This window comes from Lysinibacillus sp. NPDC094177 (assembly GCF_050279145.1).
Lineage (GTDB): Bacteria > Bacillota > Bacilli > Bacillales_A > Planococcaceae > Lysinibacillus.
Genome location: NZ_JBNNTW010000028.1, coordinates 1 through 20,532, shown reverse-complemented (window position 1 = coordinate 20,532; position 20,532 = coordinate 1). Strand labels below are relative to the sequence as shown.

Sequence of the window (20,532 nt, the reverse complement as noted above, 5' to 3'; positions counted from 1 at the left end):
GTTACCTCATCATTCGACTCATCTGATTTCTTAGTTCTCCTAGCAAATATGCTAGTGGCTAATCTTTTCAATTAGCAACGTGTCGCACTATCTTGATATTCATCTACATGAATATATTGGAATTTATTTTGATAGTATTCAAGCACTTCTGGTACACGCTTGAATAATGTAATAGTTGTCATGATTAAATCATCAAAATCGAGTGACTGATTGCGACGTAGTCTTTTTTCATAACCTTGATAAACACGGGCAATCGTTTTTTCGTAAGGATTATTTTCATTGATTTGACCTGCATAATCGTCCGCAGTTTTACATTCGTTTTTTGCTGAACTAATCGCATTTAAAATCGCACGAGGCTCAAAACGCTTAGTATCAATATTTTCATCCTTCATAACATTTTTAATAACTGATAGCTGGTCAGTAGAATCTAAAATTGAAAAGTTACGTGATATCCCCAGCTGATCAATATTACGTCGTAAAATACGCACACACATTGAGTGGAATGTCGATACCCACATACTATCGCCAGTTCCGTTACCAAGAATGCCATCAATACGCTCACGCATTTCACGTGCAGCTTTATTTGTAAATGTGATTGCTAAAATCTTTGATGGATATACTTCTTTTTCAATTACTAAGTATGCTATACGATGTGTCAATACACGTGTCTTCCCTGATCCAGCACCAGCCATAATAAGAAGCGGTCCCTCAGTTGTTTTGACCGCCTTTTCCTGCTCAGAGTTCATACCTGCTAATAAGTTTTTCGTTAACTGCTCCATTTCGCACCGCCTTACAAACATTTGTTCTTAAATTATATATTATTTTTTACAGCCTTAACAGTCGCAAGTGCAGCTTTTAAATCTTCGTAAATAATATTACCAACTACTACTGTATCTGCATATTTTGCCATTTCTGCTGCTTGCTGAGCAGATGTAATGCCACCACCGTAAAACAGTCGAGTATTTTTCAGTTCATTTTTCACAGCACTTACAACTTCAATATCACCATAAGTACCGCTATACTCTACATAAAATACAGGTAGTCTAAAGAAATTTTCAGCCAAACGTGCGTAGGCAACGACATCATCAATGGATAAATCAGTTTTCGCATTCGTTACTTCCGCTACTTTACAATCCGGATTTAAAATACAATAACCTTCAGCGACTAATTCATCCCACACCATAATATCTCCATATTCTTTAATTGCTTCATGGTGTAGATTTTTAATCCACTTAGGGTCATCACTATTCAACACGGTTGGAATGAAATAATAGTCATACCCTGGTGTTACCGAATCAATCGCAGAAATTTCGAGCGCTATTGGTACTTCAAAGCGTCTTACACGAACAAGTAAATCTAATACACCATCTAAAGTTACACCGTCTGTTCCGCCAACTATAATAACATCTGTACCTGATTCACAAATTTTTTCTAGTGCCTCATCTGAAATATCTTTAGCTGGGTCTAGTTTGAACACATGTCTCCATTCTAAATAATCCATCTATTTTTACCACCTATCATTTTCTATCTATTCGTTTACAAGTATAGCTTATGACTGTCTACAAAAAAATGAAAAAGACTGGGTAAAAACTCTACCCAGCCTCTTTACCTACTATTCTTTTGGTGCTTGAAACGGCTTTTCATCTGGATACAAACGACCTAACATTTCATCATATGTATCATTCCCATAATCAAAGCAACGACGTACACGCGAAATAGTTGCTGTACTTGCACCTGTTTCCTTTTTAATGGATTCGTAGGTTTTCTTTAAACGTAGTAAATGCGCAACCTCAAAGCGTTGTGCCAGCGATTGAATTTCACTAATCGTACATAAATCATCAAAAAACTTATAACATTCTTCGATGTCTTTCAGCTCTAACACTGCTTTAAATAATTGATCTGTTTGATGCCCTCGAATTTTTTCGATTTGCATGCAATCTTCCTCCCTTTAGGGCTGCGTTTTCACCATTGCTTGTAACCCTGGTGAAGTTGGTACGAAATGAATCCAAGACTTCCCTGGTACTAGCTTTACAAGCTCCCCAGACTCTTCTACAGCCATTGGTATTCCATCAATATTAGCCCATTTGACTTCTCTCATATAGCCATTTTGAAATACATACGCATTTCCACCAGAAGTTAAATCAATATCTTGGCGTCCCTCATTATCAATAGTTCGATGTTTCATTTCAAAAAATAGAACATTTGAAAATGATAACTTGTCGCCTGTTAACATATCCTTTGTGTCAACGCCAGCCGATTGTCGTCCATAACTATTACTTTGATGATCATACACATATGAATTATGGAAATACTCACTATTTCCGTAGTAAATGTCAACTCGACTTGTTTCATTGCCTATTTTACCACGTTCATCGGGTTCATAAAAAGCCTCATGTACTTTTTCATGGTAACTCATTGAAGCGCCCACTTTTTTCGCTCCATTTAATATATTTTCAGACGTAATATACGAGTTGTGTGGAGCAACACGGTCTTTTGAACGTTTAAAAAGTGTGCCATCATACTCCATACCATTTATATTGTCGACTACATTATTAGTAAGCATCGATTTTGCCTCTGGACTATAACCATGCGCTACGTAAAATGCATCATAGCCTTTCGCAAGATCAACAAAATAAGATCGAGCACTACGAACTGGTCCTACATTTTCTGGCAGTTCACTTTGATAAACTGCTAATAAACGCGTAACATTGCCTTCTGCTAGCATTTCATAAATGATATCTGCCGCTTCTATTCCTGATTGCGGACGTGCTTTCGGATGATTATTAATGGTAACAATAATTGGGCGTTGCGTAATTTCTTCCTTCACAGCTTCACCTGTTAACGGAGCAACTTTCACCCCTTCTTGAATAGGCTCTTCAATAGCAGTTCCATCGTCGACCTTGTTCGTGTCATCTTCCTTCACTTCCGACGAATCTTTGGAACATCCTCCTATCAATAAGGTACTAAAAGCCATTGCGATAAATAGTTTCTTCGGTTTGAACACAAGCATTACTCTCCTTTAGTCAATTACATCTAACTGTAATTCTGTGGCTATACCATAGGGAAACTTCAACTAGCGCATCACTGCTGGTAATAATAACTTATTCTTCATAACATCAAAAATCCCTTTTGGTGTTATACGGATATATGGTAAATGTGTCGATTGTAAGAAAAGTAAAGAATAAATTGCGTCTCCTAAGTGGTAACCACGTTCCGCTAATGCTTGTTTTAAGAACTTCTCTTTTTCTGTTAGCTCCTTAACATCCCCATCATATAAAAAACCGCCAATAGTTAAAGGAACAGTAGCAATTACTTCACCTTTTTCAACAAGTACAATACCACCACGCATTGCTTTCATTTCTTCGAAGGCTTTTATCATATCGTCTTTATTTTTTCCGATCAGTAAAATATCGCCTGTATTCGAATAAGATGAGGCAAAACCTTGAACACTAGTGGCAAAACCTTTAATCATCGTATTAACATGCCAATTGCCATCTCTATTGATAAGTATTAAATAGCATTCATCATGATCTGCAAGCTGTCCTTCTCTAGTAATTAAAGAGTTATATGGTTTTGTAATAACATCATTTACTAACTCAATTCCAAACGGCATCGAGAATTGAAAATCATGAGTCGTTAATGAAAAATCTAAGTCCAATTCAGGTAACGCTGAATAATCAATAGTAGCAAGTTTTTGCACTTGCTCTCCATCGCGTTTTAACCAAACACCCTTCGATAGTACGCTCTCAGGAACTGGGTGCCATTCATCTTGTAAAATATTAAGGGAAGCAAATCGACCAGTTGCGATAAAGCCATGTAAGTTGGACATATTATAATAACGTGCCACATTATAGGAAGCCATTTGATATGCATCTATTGGTGTTACACCCGCATCTAAGGCTACTTGAATACATTTATCCATCACACCATCCTCATGAAAAGAAGGAGGCGAGCCATCTGTTGTCATCATTAAATGGTCAAAAATAGGTAGCTCATTTTCGACTATTCCCTTTAATAGATTTGGTAAGTCTGGGCGTATTGAAGAATGACGCAGTGTTACAGCATATCCTTGCATAATACGTCGCTCTACTTCTTCCACTGTCATAGCTTCATGATCACCATCTGCACCTAGTAGCTTCATTCGTGCTAAAGTTCGTTCTGATGCGCCTGGGAAGTGCCCTTCTATTTTTTTCCCGTAGCCCTTAGCCATTTGCATACGATAGAGCATTTGGTCATCTCCATGTAACAACCTTGGCCAGCCCGTTAATTCTCCTCCAAGTAAAACATCATCTCGTTCTAGCCATTCTAAAATGGACGTATTAGAAAAAATTTCTTCCTCCTGTTCCATTTCAGTTTGCGAATCAAAACGAGTCCACCAATAAAATGAAAACGGTAGCTTTTTCAAATCATCTAGTATTGAAAACGCTTTCTTATTTTCTAAAGATAAAACGAAGCTTAAATTATCTGAAATAAAAGTTGTAGTTCCTAGTTGTCCACAAAAATCAGCAAAAGATTGTGGATGGTATAACTGGAACGGATGAACATGCGGTTCAATATATCCTGGTACAATTGTTTTATTCGTACAATCGACTACCTCAGTCCCATCTAATAACGGAGGCATTCTATCACCAGCATAGACAATACGATCTCCTAAAATCCAAATGTTCCCTACTATCCACTGTTTAAGCATGCTATGTAAATAACGTGCATTTTTTAATACGATATCCGGTGCTTTTTTACCATCAATTACAGCTAATTGTTGGCGTAATTCTGTAATTTTCCATACTGGATCCATTCTATTCGCCCCTTCCTAAATTACGTAAAATTTCATTGTGTAAATCCAACGTGAAATCACATACTACTACTGCATAAACGCATTTTTTCATAAAATTAGTGCTTTATGCAATCATCTTGTTTCAATCGTAACACAGCACTTTCATAAAGCAAAGTGCACCCCGCTTTATTTTTTCCACAATGACTAAAGGAGGAAATATTATGATGCAAGAAACGAATTTAAGCGAAAAAAATGCTTTCTGTCGTTTTAGCATGGGTACATGTTTAACGGCATTTGGTATCGCTAAAGTCTCAAGAAATCCTAACTGTATGAAAGGTCGATTGATGATTGCACTTGGTGCCATGAAAATGGCTGAGGGTATCTTTAAGTATTGCCCAACTAAAGCTTTATTGTGCTCTAGTATGGAAGGTGCTATGAACAACAACAGTAACAGCAGTAACAACAGTAACAGCAACTCTTCTATGCAAAGTATGTTCAGCGGCCAAAATTCTATGTCATCTGAACAAATCGACAAACTCATGAAGGATTTCTCCTCTGCTATATCTGGAAATACGTCAGGTTCAAACGCAACTGCTTCAAAGCAATCTGACTCCAGCACTTCAAATCAAAATTCCTCCGAAAGTAAAAATTCTACAAATAAAGCACAAAATCCTTCTTAGTCAAAGGAGCCGTCTCAACTGTATTGTTGAGACGGCTCTTCCCTTATCAATTTATGCCTCGGCATAAAAACACCTGCTGAAATAAATTAAATCGTACATTTGAAAACAATAAGAAGTTTAATCGCATTAAAAAATATAGCGTAGGGTTGATTTCCGTTCCGGCTAGGCGCTTTCCTGGGGGCGTCCGATGAGCCGCTTCACTCGCGTTGCTCGCTCCAGGGTCTCATCTGTGACGCTAATCCCCGAGGAGTAGCCTAGCCTCCACTACAATCAACTATTTGCATAGCATACGTTTTAACAAAATGTCATCTCTAAATTACGATGATGGACCAAAATTTATTAAAAATACTTGTATGACATATTACCACAACGAGGGGTTAATTACCGCTCGCCAACTATCGTTCCTCTATTCGCTTTGCTCCAAGGTCTCATCTGTGACGCTGATTCCCAACGCCCAGACTCCACTCCAATCAACTAGAATGGGCGCCTATAAACAACTTATTTTTTCGAAGTCGACACGCCTGATATTAGACTACTTAAACGTACGCCAACCGATATCTTTGCGGTAGAAGAAATTGTCCCATTTTTCTGTTGCAATACCTGCGTATACTTTTTCTTGTGCTTCTTTTAAAGTAGATGCTTTTGCTCCAACTAATAAAACTCGTCCACCATTACCAACAAACTTCTCATCAACAAGCTTTGTACCCGCATGGAATACCGCGTGTGAAGCTGATAGAACCTCTAAGTTAGGTAATGCATTACCTTTTTCAACATCCCCAGGATAACCTTCTGCGGCAATTACTACGCCTAGCATTGCTTCTTCAGACCATAGCAAATCAAATGGCTTTTCGTCCATTAATGCCATCATAAATTCACCAAAGTCGGATGTCATGCGTGGTAAGACTACTTGTGTTTCTGGATCTCCAAAGCGTGCATTAAACTCAATCACCTTTGGACCAGTTTTCGTTAAAATCAATCCTGCATATAGTATCCCTGTAAACGATACACCATCTACTTCCATACCATTCACGGTTGGTTCAACAATCGTCTTATAAGCAACATCTACTACTTCTTGTGAGATTTGAGGTACTGGTGAATAAGCTCCCATACCACCTGTGTTTGGTCCTTTATCACCATCATAAGCACGTTTATGGTCTTGAGCAATCACCATTGGATAAATCTGACCTTTATGGACAAATGACATAAAGGAGAATTCTTCCCCATCCAAGAATTCTTCAATGACAACACGAGAAGATGACTCACCAAAACGTTGGTTACCAATCATATCCTCTACAGCTTCAATTGCTTCATCTTCAGTCATTGCTACAACTACACCTTTACCAGCTGCCAAACCGTCTGCCTTGATAACAATAGGTGCACCTTGCTCTTTAATATATGCTATAGCCTTATCTGCTTCAGTGAACGTTTCATGGGCTGCTGTTGGGATATGGTATTTATTCATAATATCCTTAGCGTAGGATTTACTACTTTCGATTTGTGCTGCTGACTTTGTTGGACCAAATACTCGTAAGCCACGAGTATTAAAGAAATCCACGATTCCTTCAGCAAGTGGTTGCTCAGGCCCAACAAAGGTTAAATCTACTGCATTTTCTTTAGCGAATTGTGCCAATCCTGCAAAATCCATTGAATCAATCGCCACAACTTCTGCATCGCTTCGCATGCCATCATTACCAGGTGCTACGAATACTTTATTAACAGATGGTGAAATACTAAATTGTTTAGCGATAGCATGCTCACGACCGCCGCTTCCAATGACTAATACTTTCATTTTAGGGAATCCTCCTATTTGTAAGTAAGACCGAGATGAACCAACATCTCGGTCTTAGTGTTTAACATGTGCTAATTAGTGTTTGAAATGACGTACGCCAGTGAATACCATTGTAATACCGTACTCATTTGCTTTATCGATTGAATCCTGATCTTTGATAGAACCACCTGGTTGAATAATGGCTGTAATACCAGCCGCTGCTGCTGCTTCTACAGTATCGCTCATTGGGAAGAACGCATCTGATGCTAGTGCTGCACCTTTTGCTTTTTCACCAGCTTGCTCAAATGCGATTTTAGCTGCTCCAACACGATTCATTTGACCAGCCCCAACACCAAGTGTCATTTGAGAATCTGTAACAACAATAGCATTAGATTTAACGTGCTTCACAACTGCCCAACCAAGTTGTAATGCTTCCCATTCTTGTGCTGTCGGTTCACGGTCTGTCACTACTTTAATATCTGCATTTGCAAATCCGTAGCGATCTGGTTCTTGTACAAGAAGACCACCTTCAACCGATACAACATTGAATTTGTCTTGTTTTGCTTGCTCGAAAGGTATTGTTAATAAACGAATATTTTTCTTCTTAGTTAAAATATCAAGTGCTTCTTGGGAGAATGCTGGTGCAATAATAATTTCTAAAAAGATATGGCTTAATTTTTCAGCAGTTGCTGCATCTACTTCCATATTTAAAGCAATAATACCACCGAAAATAGACGTTGGATCTGCTTCATATGCTTTATCAAACGCTTCTTCTAACGTTGCGCCAGTTCCAACACCACAAGGATTCATGTGCTTTACAGCTACTGCTGCAGACATTTCAAACTCTTTAACAATTTGCAATGCTGCATTCCCGTCCTGAATATTGTTGTATGATAATTCTTTACCATGCAGTTGCGTAGCATAAGCTAGTGAAAAATCAGAGCCTAGACGTTTTTGATAGAATGCTGCTTTTTGATGAGGATTTTCACCATAGCGTAAGTTTTGCTTTAATTCATATGTCATTGTTAAGCTCTCTGGGAACTCTTCTTCTGTTAAGTGATTTGATATATATGAATCATAAGCGGCTGTGTGACGGAAAACTTTTGCAGCTAACTTACGACGTGTTTCAATAGTCGTTGCACCATTAGCTTTCAGTTCCTCTAATACGTTCGCATAGTCATTGCTATCCACAATTACGGTTACATATTGATGGTTTTTTGCTGCAGAACGTAACATTGTTGGACCACCGATATCAATATTTTCGATAGCGTCATCCCATGTTACATTAGGCTTTGAAATTGTTTCAACAAACGGGTAAAGATTGACACAAACAATCTCAATTGGCTCAATTCCATGCTCATTCATTTGTGCTTGATGAGAAGCATCATCAAACTTTCCTAATAGTCCACCGTGGATCATTGGATTTAATGTTTTTACACGACCATCTAAAATTTCAGGGAATTTAGTTACTTCATCTACTGCTGTTACGGCAACATTATTGTCTTGTAACATTTTTTTCGTACCACCAGTTGATAAAATTTCATAGCCTAATGCTACTAGTTCCTTTGCAAATTCTAAAATACCATCTTTATTAGAAACACTGATTAATGCACGTTTTGTCACAACGAAATCCTCCTAATTTTTGGGGTCATCACCAGAACGTGTGGTTGATTTTCATAGTAGACGTTTTAACAAAAGTCATCCACAACTTTTGATGATGAACCAATTTTCATCGTGTTTGCCACGAATATGTCTTGCTATTATTGATAGAGTAGAATTAGGCTGTATTGTTCCAGAAGACCTAACTCCTCACCACTGAATTACTTTAATAATTGCTGTAAAGCTTTTGTATATAGTACATGCTCTTCCTTATGAACTGCCGTTTCTGTTGCCTCACGGTTCCCTTCAACAACTGACACTGCCGCTTGTGCAATAATAGGGCCTGTGTCCATACCTTCATCTACAAAATGCACAGTTACGCCTGTTATCTTGACGCCATGTTCCATCGCTTGGCCGATGGCATCCTTTCCAGGAAAAGCTGGTAATAGTGAAGGATGAATATTCACAATGCGCTGTGGATATGCAGTTAGTAATACTTCACTAATTAAGCGCATATAACCTGCAAGCACAATCCATTCTACATGACATTCATGGAGAGCATTGATAATAGCAGTCTCGTAATCTGCTTTTGATGTAAACTCTTTCGGACTTAAAGCTAGCACTGGAATACTATAGTTTTCAGCACGTGTAACCACGAATGCGCTAGGCTTGTCTGTAACAACAAGTTCGATCTTTGCATTTAGTTCACCACGTTCAATTGCCTCTTGAATAGCTTGAAAATTACTGCCGCTACCTGAAGCAAAAACGGCAATTTTAGTTGGTGCAGTCATTACACTAAACTCCCATCATGTGAGCCATTGAATACAACACCTTCGCCTTTCACAACGCGACCGATTTTGTATGCTTTTTCACCATTTGCTTCAACTGTAGCAAGCACTTTATCTACTTCGTCTGCAGGTACAGCTAAGACGAAACCAATGCCCATATTAAAGACATTATATAAATCCTTGTCCTCTAGCTGTCCTTTTTCTTTTAAAAACTCAAAAATACGTAGGACTGGCCAAGAACCTAAGTCAATTTCAGTTGCTAAACCTTCCGGCATCATACGTGGTAGGTTTTCATAAAAACCACCGCCAGTTACATGTGCACAGCCATGAACGTCTGCTGCTTTTAAAGCTGCAAGTACAGGTTTCGCATATAATTTTGTTGGCACTAACAAAGCTTCTCCGATAGGACCAAGATCCTCGTAACCTTCCACAATCGAATCAACTGCGAAATGATTATCCGCAAAGACAATTTTTCGCACTAATGAGTAACCGTTTGAATGTACCCCACTCGAAGCAATACCAACAAGCACGTCACCCTCTACGATTTTTTCACCTGTTACGATGGCTGATTTTTCACAAGCTCCTACTGCAAAACCAGCTAAATCATACTCATCTTCTTCGTAAAGACCTGGCATCTCTGCAGTTTCACCGCCGATTAATGCTGCACCTGATTGCACACAGCCATCTGCAACGCCTTTTACAATTTGCTCAATTTTCGCTGGCTCTGCCTTTCCAAGGGCTACATAATCTAAAAAATACAATGGTTCTGCACCTTGCGCTACGATATCATTGACACACATCGCTACACAGTCCACACCAATTGTGTCGTGCTTGTCCACCATAAACGCTAGCTTTAGTTTTGTCCCAACACCATCTGTACCTGAAATAAGAACAGGTTCTTTAAGATTTAGTTCTGACAAGTCAAACATACCACCAAAACCACCAAACGTGCCCATCACACCTAGACGGTTTGTACGTTCAACGTGAGACTTCATTCGTTTTACGGCTTCGTAGCCTGCTTCAATATTTACACCTGCTTGTTCATATGCTTTTGACACGCAGAGTTCCTCCTTATCATCCAAATCGCCTTGGCACATCTGAATCTAGATTAGTAATCATTGTTAGAAGTGTTTAGATGTTTTTCTTAACGTAATAGTTCTTTTTCATGCGGTAAGATTGTATCTGGGAAAATTTCTGTTGGATATTTACTTGTAAAGCACGCAAGGCATAATCCACGGTTTTCATCTTCATATGGTCTTGCAATCGTCTCCACCATACCTTCAACGGAAAGGAATGTTAGTGAATCGGCTCCTATAGCATCACGGATTTCATCTACATTGTGGCTAGATGCAATCAATTCTTCATGTGTTGAAGTATCGATGCCGTAATAGCAAGGATCCGTCATTGGTGGTGAAGAAATGACAACATGTACTTCTGCAGCCCCTGCATCTTTTAACATTTTTACAATACGTCGTGAAGTTGTACCGCGAACGATGGAATCGTCCACCATCACTACTCGTTTACCTTTTACGACTTGAACAACTGGAGAAAGCTTCATTTTCACACCGCGTTCACGTAATTCCTGTGTCGGTTGAATAAATGTACGACCTACATAACGATTTTTAATAAGACCTAGCTCATACGGAATACCACTTTCTTCTGCAAAGCCGATTGCTGCTGAAATACTTGAATCAGGCACACCTGTTACAACATCAGCTTCAATATGTGCACATTCACGAGCAAGCTGTTTGCCCATACGTTTACGCGCCATATGGACGTTAATACCATCAATATCAGAATCAGGACGTGCTAAATAAACATACTCCATCGCGCACATTGCACGTTTATCCATATCTGCAAAACGATCAGATTTTACACCCTCATCGTTAATAATTAATAACTCACCAGGTTCAACAGATCGAACAAATTCTGCACCTATTAAATCAAATGCACAAGTTTCAGAGGCTACAACCCAGCCATCTCCTAGCTTTCCAAGAGATAATGGACGTAAACCATGTGGATCACGTGCGACAAGCATTTCATCTTTAGTCATAATTAAGAACGAATACGCACCCTTTAATAATGATAGGGCATTTTTCACCTTTGCACGGAATGGTGAATGCGAGCTTTTCTTAATAAGATGCGCTAGCACTTCAGTGTCGGAGCTAGAATGGAAAATACTCCCTTGACGTTCTAAGTACTGTTTTAAGTGCGTTGCATTGACTAAATTACCGTTATGAGCAATTGAAAGGCTACCAGTTGAGGAGTGGAATAATAACGGCTGTACATTTTCAATACCGCCTCCTCCAGCAGTCGTATAACGGACATGAGCAATTGCTGCCTTTCCATCCACTGCCTTTAATTTCTCTTCGTTGAAAACATCATTAACTAGTCCTTCGCCTTTCACCGCGCGAAGATGCTGACCGTCAGATACGACGATCCCAGCACCTTCTTGTCCACGGTGTTGAAGAGCATGAAGCCCGTAATAACTAAGGTGTGCTGGATTCGAGTTGCCCCAAATACCAAACACCCCACATTCTTCGTTTAAGCCTCTGAGTTCAGCAAGCATGGGATTGCTCCTTTCCAATTAGAACGGAATTCCTCCACTGTACCTTCAACAAGCACACCGTTGTCACCGTTGATTTTAACAAGCGCATCGTTTGTTACGATACCGATTTTCTTTGCGTCTTTTACTATTTCTACAAATGCAGCTGCATTTTCTTCTTTCACTGTTACAACGAAACGAGATTGTGTTTCACTGAATAATGCTGATGTAGCAGATCCTGTTAATGTCACATCAAGACCTAAGCCATTTGCGCCAAATGTTGTTTCAGCAAGCGCTACTGCAAGACCACCTTCTGCTACATCATGTGCAGATTGTACAATCCCTGCTTTAATCGCTTTAAGCAATGCTTGTTGACGTGCAGCTTCAACTTCTAAGTCAATAGCTGGTGCTTTCCCTGAAATAACTCCATTATTTAATAATTTTTGAAGCTCAGAACCACCGAATTCAGTTTTTGTATCGCCGATCACAAATACTACATCGCCAGCAGCTTTTACTTCTTGAGTTGTCACATGTGCTAAATCTTCAATTAGTCCAACCATACCGATTGTTGGTGTTGGGTAAACCGCTTCACCAGAACGCTCGTTATAAAGAGACACATTACCGCCGATTACCGGTGAATTCAGTGCTGTACATGCCGCTGAAATACCATCAGCTGATTTTTCAATTTGCCAGAAGATTTCTGGTTTCTCGGGATTGCCGAAGTTTAAGCAGTCAGTAATCGCTAATGGAGTACCACCAGTTGCTACGATATTACGAGCCGCCTCTGCTACAGCAATAGCACCGCCTACCTCTGGATCTAGGAAAATATAACGAGAGTTACAGTCAGTAGTCATCGCTAATCCTTTGTTCGTACCGCGAACGCGGATAACGGCTGCATCAGAACCTGGTGCAACGACTGTTGATGTACGTACTTGATAATCATATTGATCGTAAACCCACTCTTTTGAAGCAACTGTCGGTGCTTTTAAAAGTGCATTTAATGTTTCTTTGTAATCTGTTACCACTGGTTCAGTGTTTTCCATCGCCTGGAACTCAGCATAGTAAGCAGGCTCTGCAGATGGCTTATGATAAACTGGTGCATCTTCCGCAAGTGCATCAGCAGGTACTTCAGCTACAACTTCACCATTATGTAAGAGGCGAAGCATTTTATCATCAGTCACTCGACCAATTGCCACAGCATCTAAATCATATTTATCGAAAATCGCTTTAATTTCATCTTCGCGACCTTTTTTCACAACAAGTAGCATACGCTCCTGCGATTCAGATAGCATCATTTCATATGCTGTCATGCCTGTTTCACGTTGTGGTACTAAGTCTAGGTTCATTTCTACACCAGAGCCAGCCTTAGAAGCCATTTCTGCTGATGAAGAAGTAAGACCAGCAGCACCCATATCTTGAATACCTACTAGAGCGTCAGATTTTACAACTTCTAAACATGCTTCAAGTAAAAGTTTCTCCATAAATGGATCTCCTACTTGTACTGCTGGACGTTGGTTTTCAGATTCCTCTGTTAACTCCTCGGATGCAAATGTTGCACCATGGATTCCATCACGACCTGTTTTAGCGCCAACATACATTACTGTATTTCCTACACCAGCTGCGATTCCACGTTGAATATCTTTGTGGTCAATTAAACCTACACACATTGCATTAACTAGTGGGTTGCCTTCATAGCAAGGATCGAATTGAATCTCGCCACCTACTGTAGGAATCCCGATACAGTTACCGTAACCTGCGATACCAGCAACTACTTCTTCAAATAAATATTTACCACGCGCTGATTTTAATTCGCCAAAGCGTAGTGAGTTCAGCATCGCAATTGGACGTGCGCCCATTGAGAAAACGTCACGGATAATACCACCAACACCTGTAGCAGCACCTTGATAAGGCTCAATTGCTGATGGATGGTTATGTGATTCCATTTTAAATACAACTGCTTGTTCGTCACCAATATCTACGATACCAGCACCTTCACCTGGACCTTGTAAAACTTGTGGACCCTTTGTAGGGAATTTACGTAACACTGGTTTTGAATTTTTGTATGAGCAGTGCTCAGACCACATTACTGAGAAAAGACCTGTCTCTGTCCAGTTTGGTAGACGTCCTAAAATACCTTCTACCATTGCAAATTCTTCGTCTGACATCCCCATACCAGCGTATAATTTTTGATCTTTAATTTGCTGTGCTGTTGGCTCAAACTTAGTTGTTGACATGATTTTCCCTCCACTGCTTCACAATTGATTTGAATACTGCTAGACCGTCTGCTCCGCCCACCAGTGCATCAACAGCTCGCTCTGGGTGAGGCATCATACCTAATACATTGCCGCGCTCGTTTACAATCCCTGCGATATCTTCTAAAGAACCGTTTGGATTTTCGCCTGAGTATGTGAACACGATTTGATTGTTATCTTTTAATTTTTGTAAAGTTTCCTCGTCACAGTAGTAGTTACCTTCACCGTGTGCGATTGGAATATTGATAATTTGACCTTGCTCATATTGGTTTGTGAATAATGTATTAGTGTTTTCAACTTTAAGTTGGATTGTACGGCACATGAATTTCAAATTTTTGTTACGAAGTAATGCACCTGGTAATAAACCTGCTTCAGTTAGGATTTGGAATCCGTTACATACTCCTAATACTGGCTTACCAGCATCTGCTGCCTTCTTGACCTCTGCCATAATATTAGATTGGTTTGCCATCGCACCACAGCGAAGATAATCCCCGTATGAGAAACCACCTGGCACTAAAACGCCATCAAAGCCACTTAAATCTGTTGCTGTATGCCATACATATTCTACTTCTTCACCTAGCTCGTCTTTAATCGCATGATACATATCGATATCACAGTTTGACCCAGGGAAAACGAGTACTGCGAATTTCATGATTAGTTAGCCTCCTCGACTTCGTAGCGGTAGTCTTCGATTACAACGTTAGTTAAAACCTTTTCACACATTTCTTTTACTAGAGTATCAATATCACGTTCTGTATCTTTAATTGATAGTTCAAGATATTTACCGATACGTAAATCTTCTACTTCAGCGTAACCCATTTTCACTAAAGAACCTTGTACAGCTGAACCTTGTGGATCAAGAATGCTCTCACGTAATGTTACGTAAATTTTAACTTTTTTCATTGTTATTTGCCTCCGAGTCTAGAAAGTATAATAGTATAAACTTCAGTTAAATTACCAAGGTCTCTACGAAAGACATCTTTGTCTAACTTTTGCTTTGTAGTTGCATCCCAAAGTCTACATGTATCTGGTGATATTTCATCTGCCAGTAGTACATTTCCGTCAATGTCACGTCCAAACTCTAATTTAAAGTCAATTAGTGTAACGTTGACATCTGCAAATATAGGCTGCAGAACTTTGTTAACTACAAGTGCACCATCATAAATGGCTGTCACTTCCTCAGGTGTCGCAAGATCAAGTACATCAATATGCTCCGTCGAAATGAGCGGATCACCTAACTCATCGTCTTTATAATAAAACTCAACGATTGGGCGTTTTAATGGTGTACCTTCCTCTAAACCAAGACGTTTCGCTAAGCTACCTGCCGCTATATTACGAACTACGACCTCAATCGGAATAATATCTACCTTTTTTACAAGCTGCTGCGTATCAGATAATTGTTTTACGAAATGTGACGCAATTCCGTTTGCTTGTAATTTTTCGAAAATTAAAGAGGTAATGCGATTATTTAATACGCCTTTGCCTTCAATTTCTTCTTTTTTCTCACCATTAAATGCTGTTGCACTATCCTTGTATTCAACGAGTAACACATTTGGCTCCTCTGTTGTATACAATTTCTTTGCTTTACCTTCATACAAAAGTTGACCTTTAGTCATTTCATTACTCCCCCTGATATTATGAAATACACGCGAATTGTTCAGAATTGAATCGTGCGTATACGATTCAATTCTGTAACATCCGCTAGTGACTCTACTTAGTTAAGTCCAAGACGCTCAAAAATCATATCTACATGCTGTAAATGGTAGTTGTAGTCAAAGCAATCATCTAGCTCTTCCTTCGTTAAATACGATGTAATTTTTTCACTTGCATCGACTAACGTACGGAACTGAACTTGCTCGTCCCACGCCTGCATTGCTAAAGGTTGTACTGTATCATACGCTTCCTCACGCACTAACCCTTTATCGATAAGTGCTAATAAGATACGTTGAGAATAAATTAAACCAAAAGTGCGACCCATATTACGTTTCATGTTTTCAGGGAATACTGTTAAGTTTTTCACAATGTTACCGAAGCGATTTAACATATAGTTAAGTGTAATCGTTGCATCCGGTAAAATAACGCGCTCTGCAGATGAATGTGAAATATCACGCTCATGCCATAATGCTACGTTTTCATAAGCCGTTACCATATAGCCACGCATTAAACGTGACATACCAACCATGTTTTCAGACCCGATTGGATTACGTTTATGAGGCATCGCCGATGAGCCTTTTTGACCTTTTGCAAATGCTTCTTCAACTTCACGCGTTTCAGATTTTTGCAATCCGCGAATCTCTGTTGCAAATTTCTCTATTGATGTTGCAATTAATGCCAACGCTCCTAAATATTGAGCATGACGATCACGTTGCAATGTTTGAGTTGAAATAGGTGATGCTGCTAGTCCTAATTTATCGCATACATATTGCTCAACTTTAGGATCGATATTGGCATATGTTCCAACCGCTCCAGACATTTTTCCTGTTTCAATTACTTTTGCCGCCGCATCAAAGCGTTCTAGGTTACGCTTCATCTCTTCATACCATAAACCTAGTTTTAAACCGAAAGTTGTTGGCTCAGCATGAACGCCATGTGTACGTCCCATCATAACTGTATGCTTATGCTCTTTCGCTTTTGCAGCAATAATATCAATGAAATTCACGATGTCTTTACGTAAAATATCATTCGCTTGTTTAATCAAATAAGACAGGGCTGTATCAACTACGTCTGTAGAAGTTAAACCATAGTGCACCCATTTTCGCTCTTCACCAAGTGTTTCAGAAACGGCACGAGTAAATGCTACAACATCATGACGTGTTTCTTGCTCAATTTCTAAAATACGATTAACATCAAATGAAGCATTTTCACGAATTTTAGCTACATCCTCTTTTGGAATATCTCCAATTTCTGCCCAAGCCTCACATGCTAAAATTTCAACTTCTAGCCAAGCTTGATATTTATTTTGTTCTGTCCAAATTGCGCCCATTTCGGGTCTTGTGTAACGTTCGATCATTGCGTTTCTCCTTCTATTCTGACCAAATGCCAGAACTCTCGATTTGTTGTAGTGTTTCTTCTAAGTTTTTTGTCATAATCGTTACGTGGCCCATCTTACGGTTCACCTTAGCTTCAGCTTTCCCATAAAGATGTATAGACCATTCAGGATATTTAGCAATTGAGTTACTAAGTGGCATGACATGCTGCCCTAAAACATTTACCATAATAGATGGTGCCCAAAGTTGTGGTTTACATAATGGCCAACCACAAACAGCGCGTATATGCTGGTGGAACTGTGAAACATTACATGCTTCTATAGAATAGTGACCTGAATTATGAGGTCTTGGTGCTAATTCATTAATAACGATTCCACCATCTTCTAATACAAACATTTCTACAGCTAATGTCCCTACTAAATTTAGATAATCAGCAATTTTAAAGGCTTCCCGCTCTGCAGCCAATGATGTTTCCTCTTTTATACGAGCTGGTACGATTGTTTCATGTAATATATGATGAACATGAATATTTTCTCCAACTGGCTGACAATATGATTCACCATTACCGTTTCTTTGAACAATGACAGATACCTCTTTAACGAAAGGCACAAATCCCTCAACAATACATTGCGAATGAGAGAAAAGCTCCTTTGCTAATGGTAGGTCTTCTGCAGATTTTAAAAGTTGCTGCCCCTTGCCATCGTAGCCACCTCTTGCTGTTTTGACTATACAAGGATAACCAATCCTATCGATATTGGCTAGTAATTCTTCATATGTATTTACAACCAAATAAGGGGCTACTGGACAACCTGCATTCACAATCGCTTCTTTCTCTGTCACACGGTTTTGTGTGATGCGTACTAACTCTGCACCTTGTGGAACGTAAGCCATTTGTGTTAAACGTTTTAAGCCATCATAATCGATATTTTCAAACTCATACGTTATAACATCACTTACCTCGGCTAGTTCTTCTAAAGCTGCCTCATCATCATATGGTGCTACAATACGTATATCCGCAACCTGTCCACATGGTGAATCCATTAATGGTTCAAGAACGGCAATTTTAAAGCCTGCTTCTTTAGCAGCAAGTGCCATCATACGGCCAAGCTGCCCTCCTCCGATAATGCCTATCGTCTGCCCTGGATAAATTATCTTCGTCACACTAAGTCACCTGTGCTTTCCAGTACTTGTTGCTTCGTGGCTTCACGTCTAGCATCTAGTTTATTAGCAAGCTCTAAATCTGTTGTCGATAAAATTTGCGCTGCTAGCAAGCCTGCATTAGTCGCTCCCGCTTTACCAATTGCTACTGTTGCTACAGGTACACCGCCAGGCATTTGAACGATTGATAATAGAGAATCAAGACCGTTAAGAGCACGAGATTGCACAGGTACACCGATTACTGGTAACGTTGTTTTAGCTGCTACCATTCCAGGTAAATGCGCAGCTCCACCTGCACCAGCAATAATTACTTGAATACCTCTCTCACGTGCTGATTCTGCATACTCAAACATTAAATCTGGAGTACGATGTGCAGACACAACCTTTTTCTCGTACGGTACTTGTAATTCATCTAAAATATCACATGCATGTTTCATTGTTTCCCAGTCACTTGAACTCCCCATAATGACACCGATTTTCGGATTCATGATTGTCGCTCCTTTTTAACGTTAGAAAAATGATCAAATATTGTGCAAGCCTCTATTTCTCATATAGCTACTGCAGTATCTTTACTTTTTATACAAAGAAAATCCCCAAATAAACTACTCTCTACCATACGCGTGAAAGCAGCTTACTTGAGGACTTATTATGAAAAGAATATGCAAATGTACGTATCAGTACATTCCCTTCTCGTAACATGCCAAAAGTGCTTTCCCGCATAGTCCAGCATTTACGGTGCCGGGTAGAGACACTAGAGCCAATCCTCTAGCATATATGTGGGACTTATTTGTTTTCCTTCTCACATTTTAACAAGTGATTCCACTATCGTCAATGCAAAAATGCGAACAATTTATTTTTACTATTTATAAACGTTCGGATTTTAGTCAAAACTACTCGGAATCTTGCCATAACATCGCTTTAAATTGTATTTTTTGACGTAAATACGTTGGTTCTCCATTGACTAAGTGAAAAATCGGTTCTTCTTTTCTTCCCACTGCCATATAACCATCTCGACGCATCCTTGCCAAACAATCTTCAATTGACTCGTTTTCTTCTACCTCATACCAAATTTGTTTTTTACCCAAAGCTTTCTTCCTTTCAATCTTGTATCTAATACTTTCTCCTCGTATGAGTTCCATTATACCTTTAGTTTGTTCCTTTAGTATGTATGATTTATTAATAAAATGCTTTTCACCATAACGTGAGGTTGATTTCCGTTCTGACTGTGGGCGTCCGATGAGCCGCTTGGGACATCAAATGTTTTTTGTACGAAAGCGTAGTGCAAACGTAGCGGCAGCAACACGATGTTTTTTGTGCGAAAGCGTAGTGCAAACGTAGCGGCAGCAACACGATGTTTTTTGTGCGAAAGCGTAGTGCAAACGTAGCGGCAGCAACACGATGTTGGTCACGAAGGCGTTATCACAGGGTGTAATCATCTTAGCCTTCGTTCCCCTATCGCTAATCCCCAAGGAGTCATCCAGCCGGAACGAAAATCAATTTTATACATAGCATATGTTTTAAGATATCACTCTCAACTTTTGGTGATCAGCTATTAAAAAGGAATAATATCTTTATTGTTACTAATCGAAGACAAATTAAAAGAACTGCAGAAAAATACGCTGCAGTTCTTTATTAAAGATTTTGAAATTCAATTAAGTATATACCTAGGGAAAGGAACAATAAAAAAGCATTAAGCATAATAAGAACCCTATGGATATCATTATACCTAGCTCACCTAATACAAATGACGTGAATTTATTAATATCGTAAAGGAAATAAAAAATACCATTTTATTGGATTATAGCCTACTCGGATACCTCAACGTATATTATACAATCTAAATCATCATGTATAATTTTAACATTTAAATGATTATTTTATAAAACAAAAAAGCCGAGGAATAAATCCTCGACTTTTCTAGGTGCCTAGCGACGTCCTACTCTCACAGGGGGAAGCCCCCAACTACCATCGGCGCTAAAGA

General features: G+C 39.2%; 18 protein-coding genes, 1 pseudogene and 1 riboswitch. Of the genes and pseudogenes, 1 reads left to right on the top strand and 18 read right to left on the bottom strand.

Translation table 11 applies throughout. The features are described from left to right. Positions 1 to 86: 86 nt before the first annotated feature. The 5 genes and pseudogenes from ACQKNC_RS22370 to ACQKNC_RS22350 form a co-directional block, all read right to left on the bottom strand. Positions 87 to 779: pseudogene (locus ACQKNC_RS22370) on the bottom strand (UvrD-helicase domain-containing protein); the annotation flags it as partial. A 32-nt stretch (positions 780 to 811) separates the two neighbouring features. Continuing rightward, positions 812 to 1,501, bottom strand: coding sequence for a heptaprenylglyceryl phosphate synthase (locus ACQKNC_RS22365; protein WP_049668782.1), 690 nt, complete (start codon positions 1,499 to 1,501; stop codon positions 812 to 814). 111 nt (positions 1,502 to 1,612) lie between these two features. Beyond that, positions 1,613 to 1,933, bottom strand: coding sequence for a YerC/YecD family TrpR-related protein (locus ACQKNC_RS22360; RefSeq protein ID WP_004225717.1), 321 nt, complete (start codon positions 1,931 to 1,933; stop codon positions 1,613 to 1,615). A gap of 15 nt (positions 1,934 to 1,948) precedes the next feature. Continuing rightward, positions 1,949 to 3,010 (bottom strand): DUF3048 domain-containing protein, encoded by a 1,062-nt coding sequence (locus ACQKNC_RS22355; protein ID WP_427426907.1) that lies wholly within the window; start codon positions 3,008 to 3,010, stop codon positions 1,949 to 1,951. 63 nt (positions 3,011 to 3,073) lie between these two features. Further along, positions 3,074 to 4,795: an adenine deaminase C-terminal domain-containing protein gene (locus ACQKNC_RS22350; RefSeq protein WP_427426906.1), complete on the bottom strand. Its 1,722-nt coding sequence runs from the start codon at positions 4,793 to 4,795 to the stop codon at positions 3,074 to 3,076. Between the two features lie 200 nt (positions 4,796 to 4,995). Between ACQKNC_RS22350 and ACQKNC_RS22345 the strand changes: the two genes are divergently transcribed. Continuing rightward, positions 4,996 to 5,454 (top strand): hypothetical protein, encoded by a 459-nt coding sequence (locus tag ACQKNC_RS22345; protein ID WP_427426905.1) that lies wholly within the window; start codon positions 4,996 to 4,998, stop codon positions 5,452 to 5,454. 532 nt (positions 5,455 to 5,986) lie between these two features. Here ACQKNC_RS22345 and purD read toward each other — a convergent pair. From purD to ACQKNC_RS22280, 13 genes are all read right to left on the bottom strand, one after another. Continuing rightward, positions 5,987 to 7,243, bottom strand: coding sequence for a phosphoribosylamine--glycine ligase (purD, locus tag ACQKNC_RS22340; RefSeq protein ID WP_427426904.1), 1,257 nt, complete (start codon positions 7,241 to 7,243; stop codon positions 5,987 to 5,989). Positions 7,244 to 7,318: 75 nt separating this feature from the next. Beyond that, a complete protein-coding gene (gene purH / locus ACQKNC_RS22335) occupies positions 7,319 to 8,845 on the bottom strand; it encodes a bifunctional phosphoribosylaminoimidazolecarboxamide formyltransferase/IMP cyclohydrolase (RefSeq protein ID WP_427426903.1) in 1,527 nt (508 codons plus the stop codon). Between the two features lie 197 nt (positions 8,846 to 9,042). After that, positions 9,043 to 9,612: a phosphoribosylglycinamide formyltransferase gene (gene purN, locus ACQKNC_RS22330; RefSeq protein WP_427426902.1), complete on the bottom strand. Its 570-nt coding sequence runs from the start codon at positions 9,610 to 9,612 to the stop codon at positions 9,043 to 9,045. Continuing rightward, positions 9,612 to 10,667 (bottom strand): phosphoribosylformylglycinamidine cyclo-ligase, encoded by a 1,056-nt coding sequence (gene purM, locus ACQKNC_RS22325; RefSeq protein ID WP_427426901.1) that lies wholly within the window; start codon positions 10,665 to 10,667, stop codon positions 9,612 to 9,614. The genes purN and purM overlap by 1 nt, the downstream gene beginning before the upstream one ends. Before the next feature lie 86 nt (positions 10,668 to 10,753). Next, the gene (purF, locus tag ACQKNC_RS22320; protein ID WP_427426900.1) at positions 10,754 to 12,178 is read right to left on the bottom strand and encodes an amidophosphoribosyltransferase; all 1,425 of its coding nucleotides are present in this window, start codon (positions 12,176 to 12,178) and stop codon (positions 10,754 to 10,756) included. After that, positions 12,154 to 14,388 carry a phosphoribosylformylglycinamidine synthase subunit PurL gene (gene purL, locus ACQKNC_RS22315; protein WP_427426899.1) on the bottom strand — a complete coding sequence of 745 codons (2,235 nt, stop codon included), beginning with the start codon at positions 14,386 to 14,388 and terminating at the stop codon, positions 12,154 to 12,156. Before purL ends, purF begins: the two co-directional genes overlap by 25 nt. Then, positions 14,375 to 15,058 carry a phosphoribosylformylglycinamidine synthase subunit PurQ gene (gene purQ, locus ACQKNC_RS22310; RefSeq protein ID WP_427426898.1) on the bottom strand — a complete coding sequence of 228 codons (684 nt, stop codon included), beginning with the start codon at positions 15,056 to 15,058 and terminating at the stop codon, positions 14,375 to 14,377. The genes purL and purQ overlap by 14 nt, the downstream gene beginning before the upstream one ends. A gap of 2 nt (positions 15,059 to 15,060) precedes the next feature. Then, positions 15,061 to 15,309, bottom strand: a complete 249-nt coding sequence (gene purS, locus ACQKNC_RS22305) for a phosphoribosylformylglycinamidine synthase subunit PurS (protein ID WP_323655712.1) — start codon at positions 15,307 to 15,309, stop codon at positions 15,061 to 15,063. Between the two features lie 2 nt (positions 15,310 to 15,311). Next, positions 15,312 to 16,022, bottom strand: a complete 711-nt coding sequence (purC, locus tag ACQKNC_RS22300; RefSeq protein ID WP_427426897.1) for a phosphoribosylaminoimidazolesuccinocarboxamide synthase — start codon at positions 16,020 to 16,022, stop codon at positions 15,312 to 15,314. Between the two features lie 98 nt (positions 16,023 to 16,120). Continuing rightward, on the bottom strand, positions 16,121 to 17,416 hold the full coding sequence (purB, locus tag ACQKNC_RS22295) for an adenylosuccinate lyase (RefSeq protein WP_427426896.1): 1,296 nt from the start codon (positions 17,414 to 17,416) through the stop codon (positions 16,121 to 16,123). Positions 17,417 to 17,429: 13 nt separating this feature from the next. Beyond that, positions 17,430 to 18,554 carry a 5-(carboxyamino)imidazole ribonucleotide synthase gene (purK, locus tag ACQKNC_RS22290; RefSeq protein ID WP_427426895.1) on the bottom strand — a complete coding sequence of 375 codons (1,125 nt, stop codon included), beginning with the start codon at positions 18,552 to 18,554 and terminating at the stop codon, positions 17,430 to 17,432. Beyond that, entirely contained in the window at positions 18,551 to 19,039 is a 489-nt protein-coding gene (purE, locus tag ACQKNC_RS22285; RefSeq protein WP_427426894.1) for a 5-(carboxyamino)imidazole ribonucleotide mutase, read from the bottom strand. Before purE ends, purK begins: the two co-directional genes overlap by 4 nt. Positions 19,040 to 19,250: 211 nt before the next feature. Next, a riboswitch (purine riboswitch) is annotated at positions 19,251 to 19,349 on the bottom strand. A 92-nt stretch (positions 19,350 to 19,441) separates the two neighbouring features. Beyond that, positions 19,442 to 19,636: an NETI motif-containing protein gene (locus ACQKNC_RS22280; protein ID WP_323655716.1), complete on the bottom strand. Its 195-nt coding sequence runs from the start codon at positions 19,634 to 19,636 to the stop codon at positions 19,442 to 19,444. Positions 19,637 to 20,532: the final 896 nt, after the last annotated feature.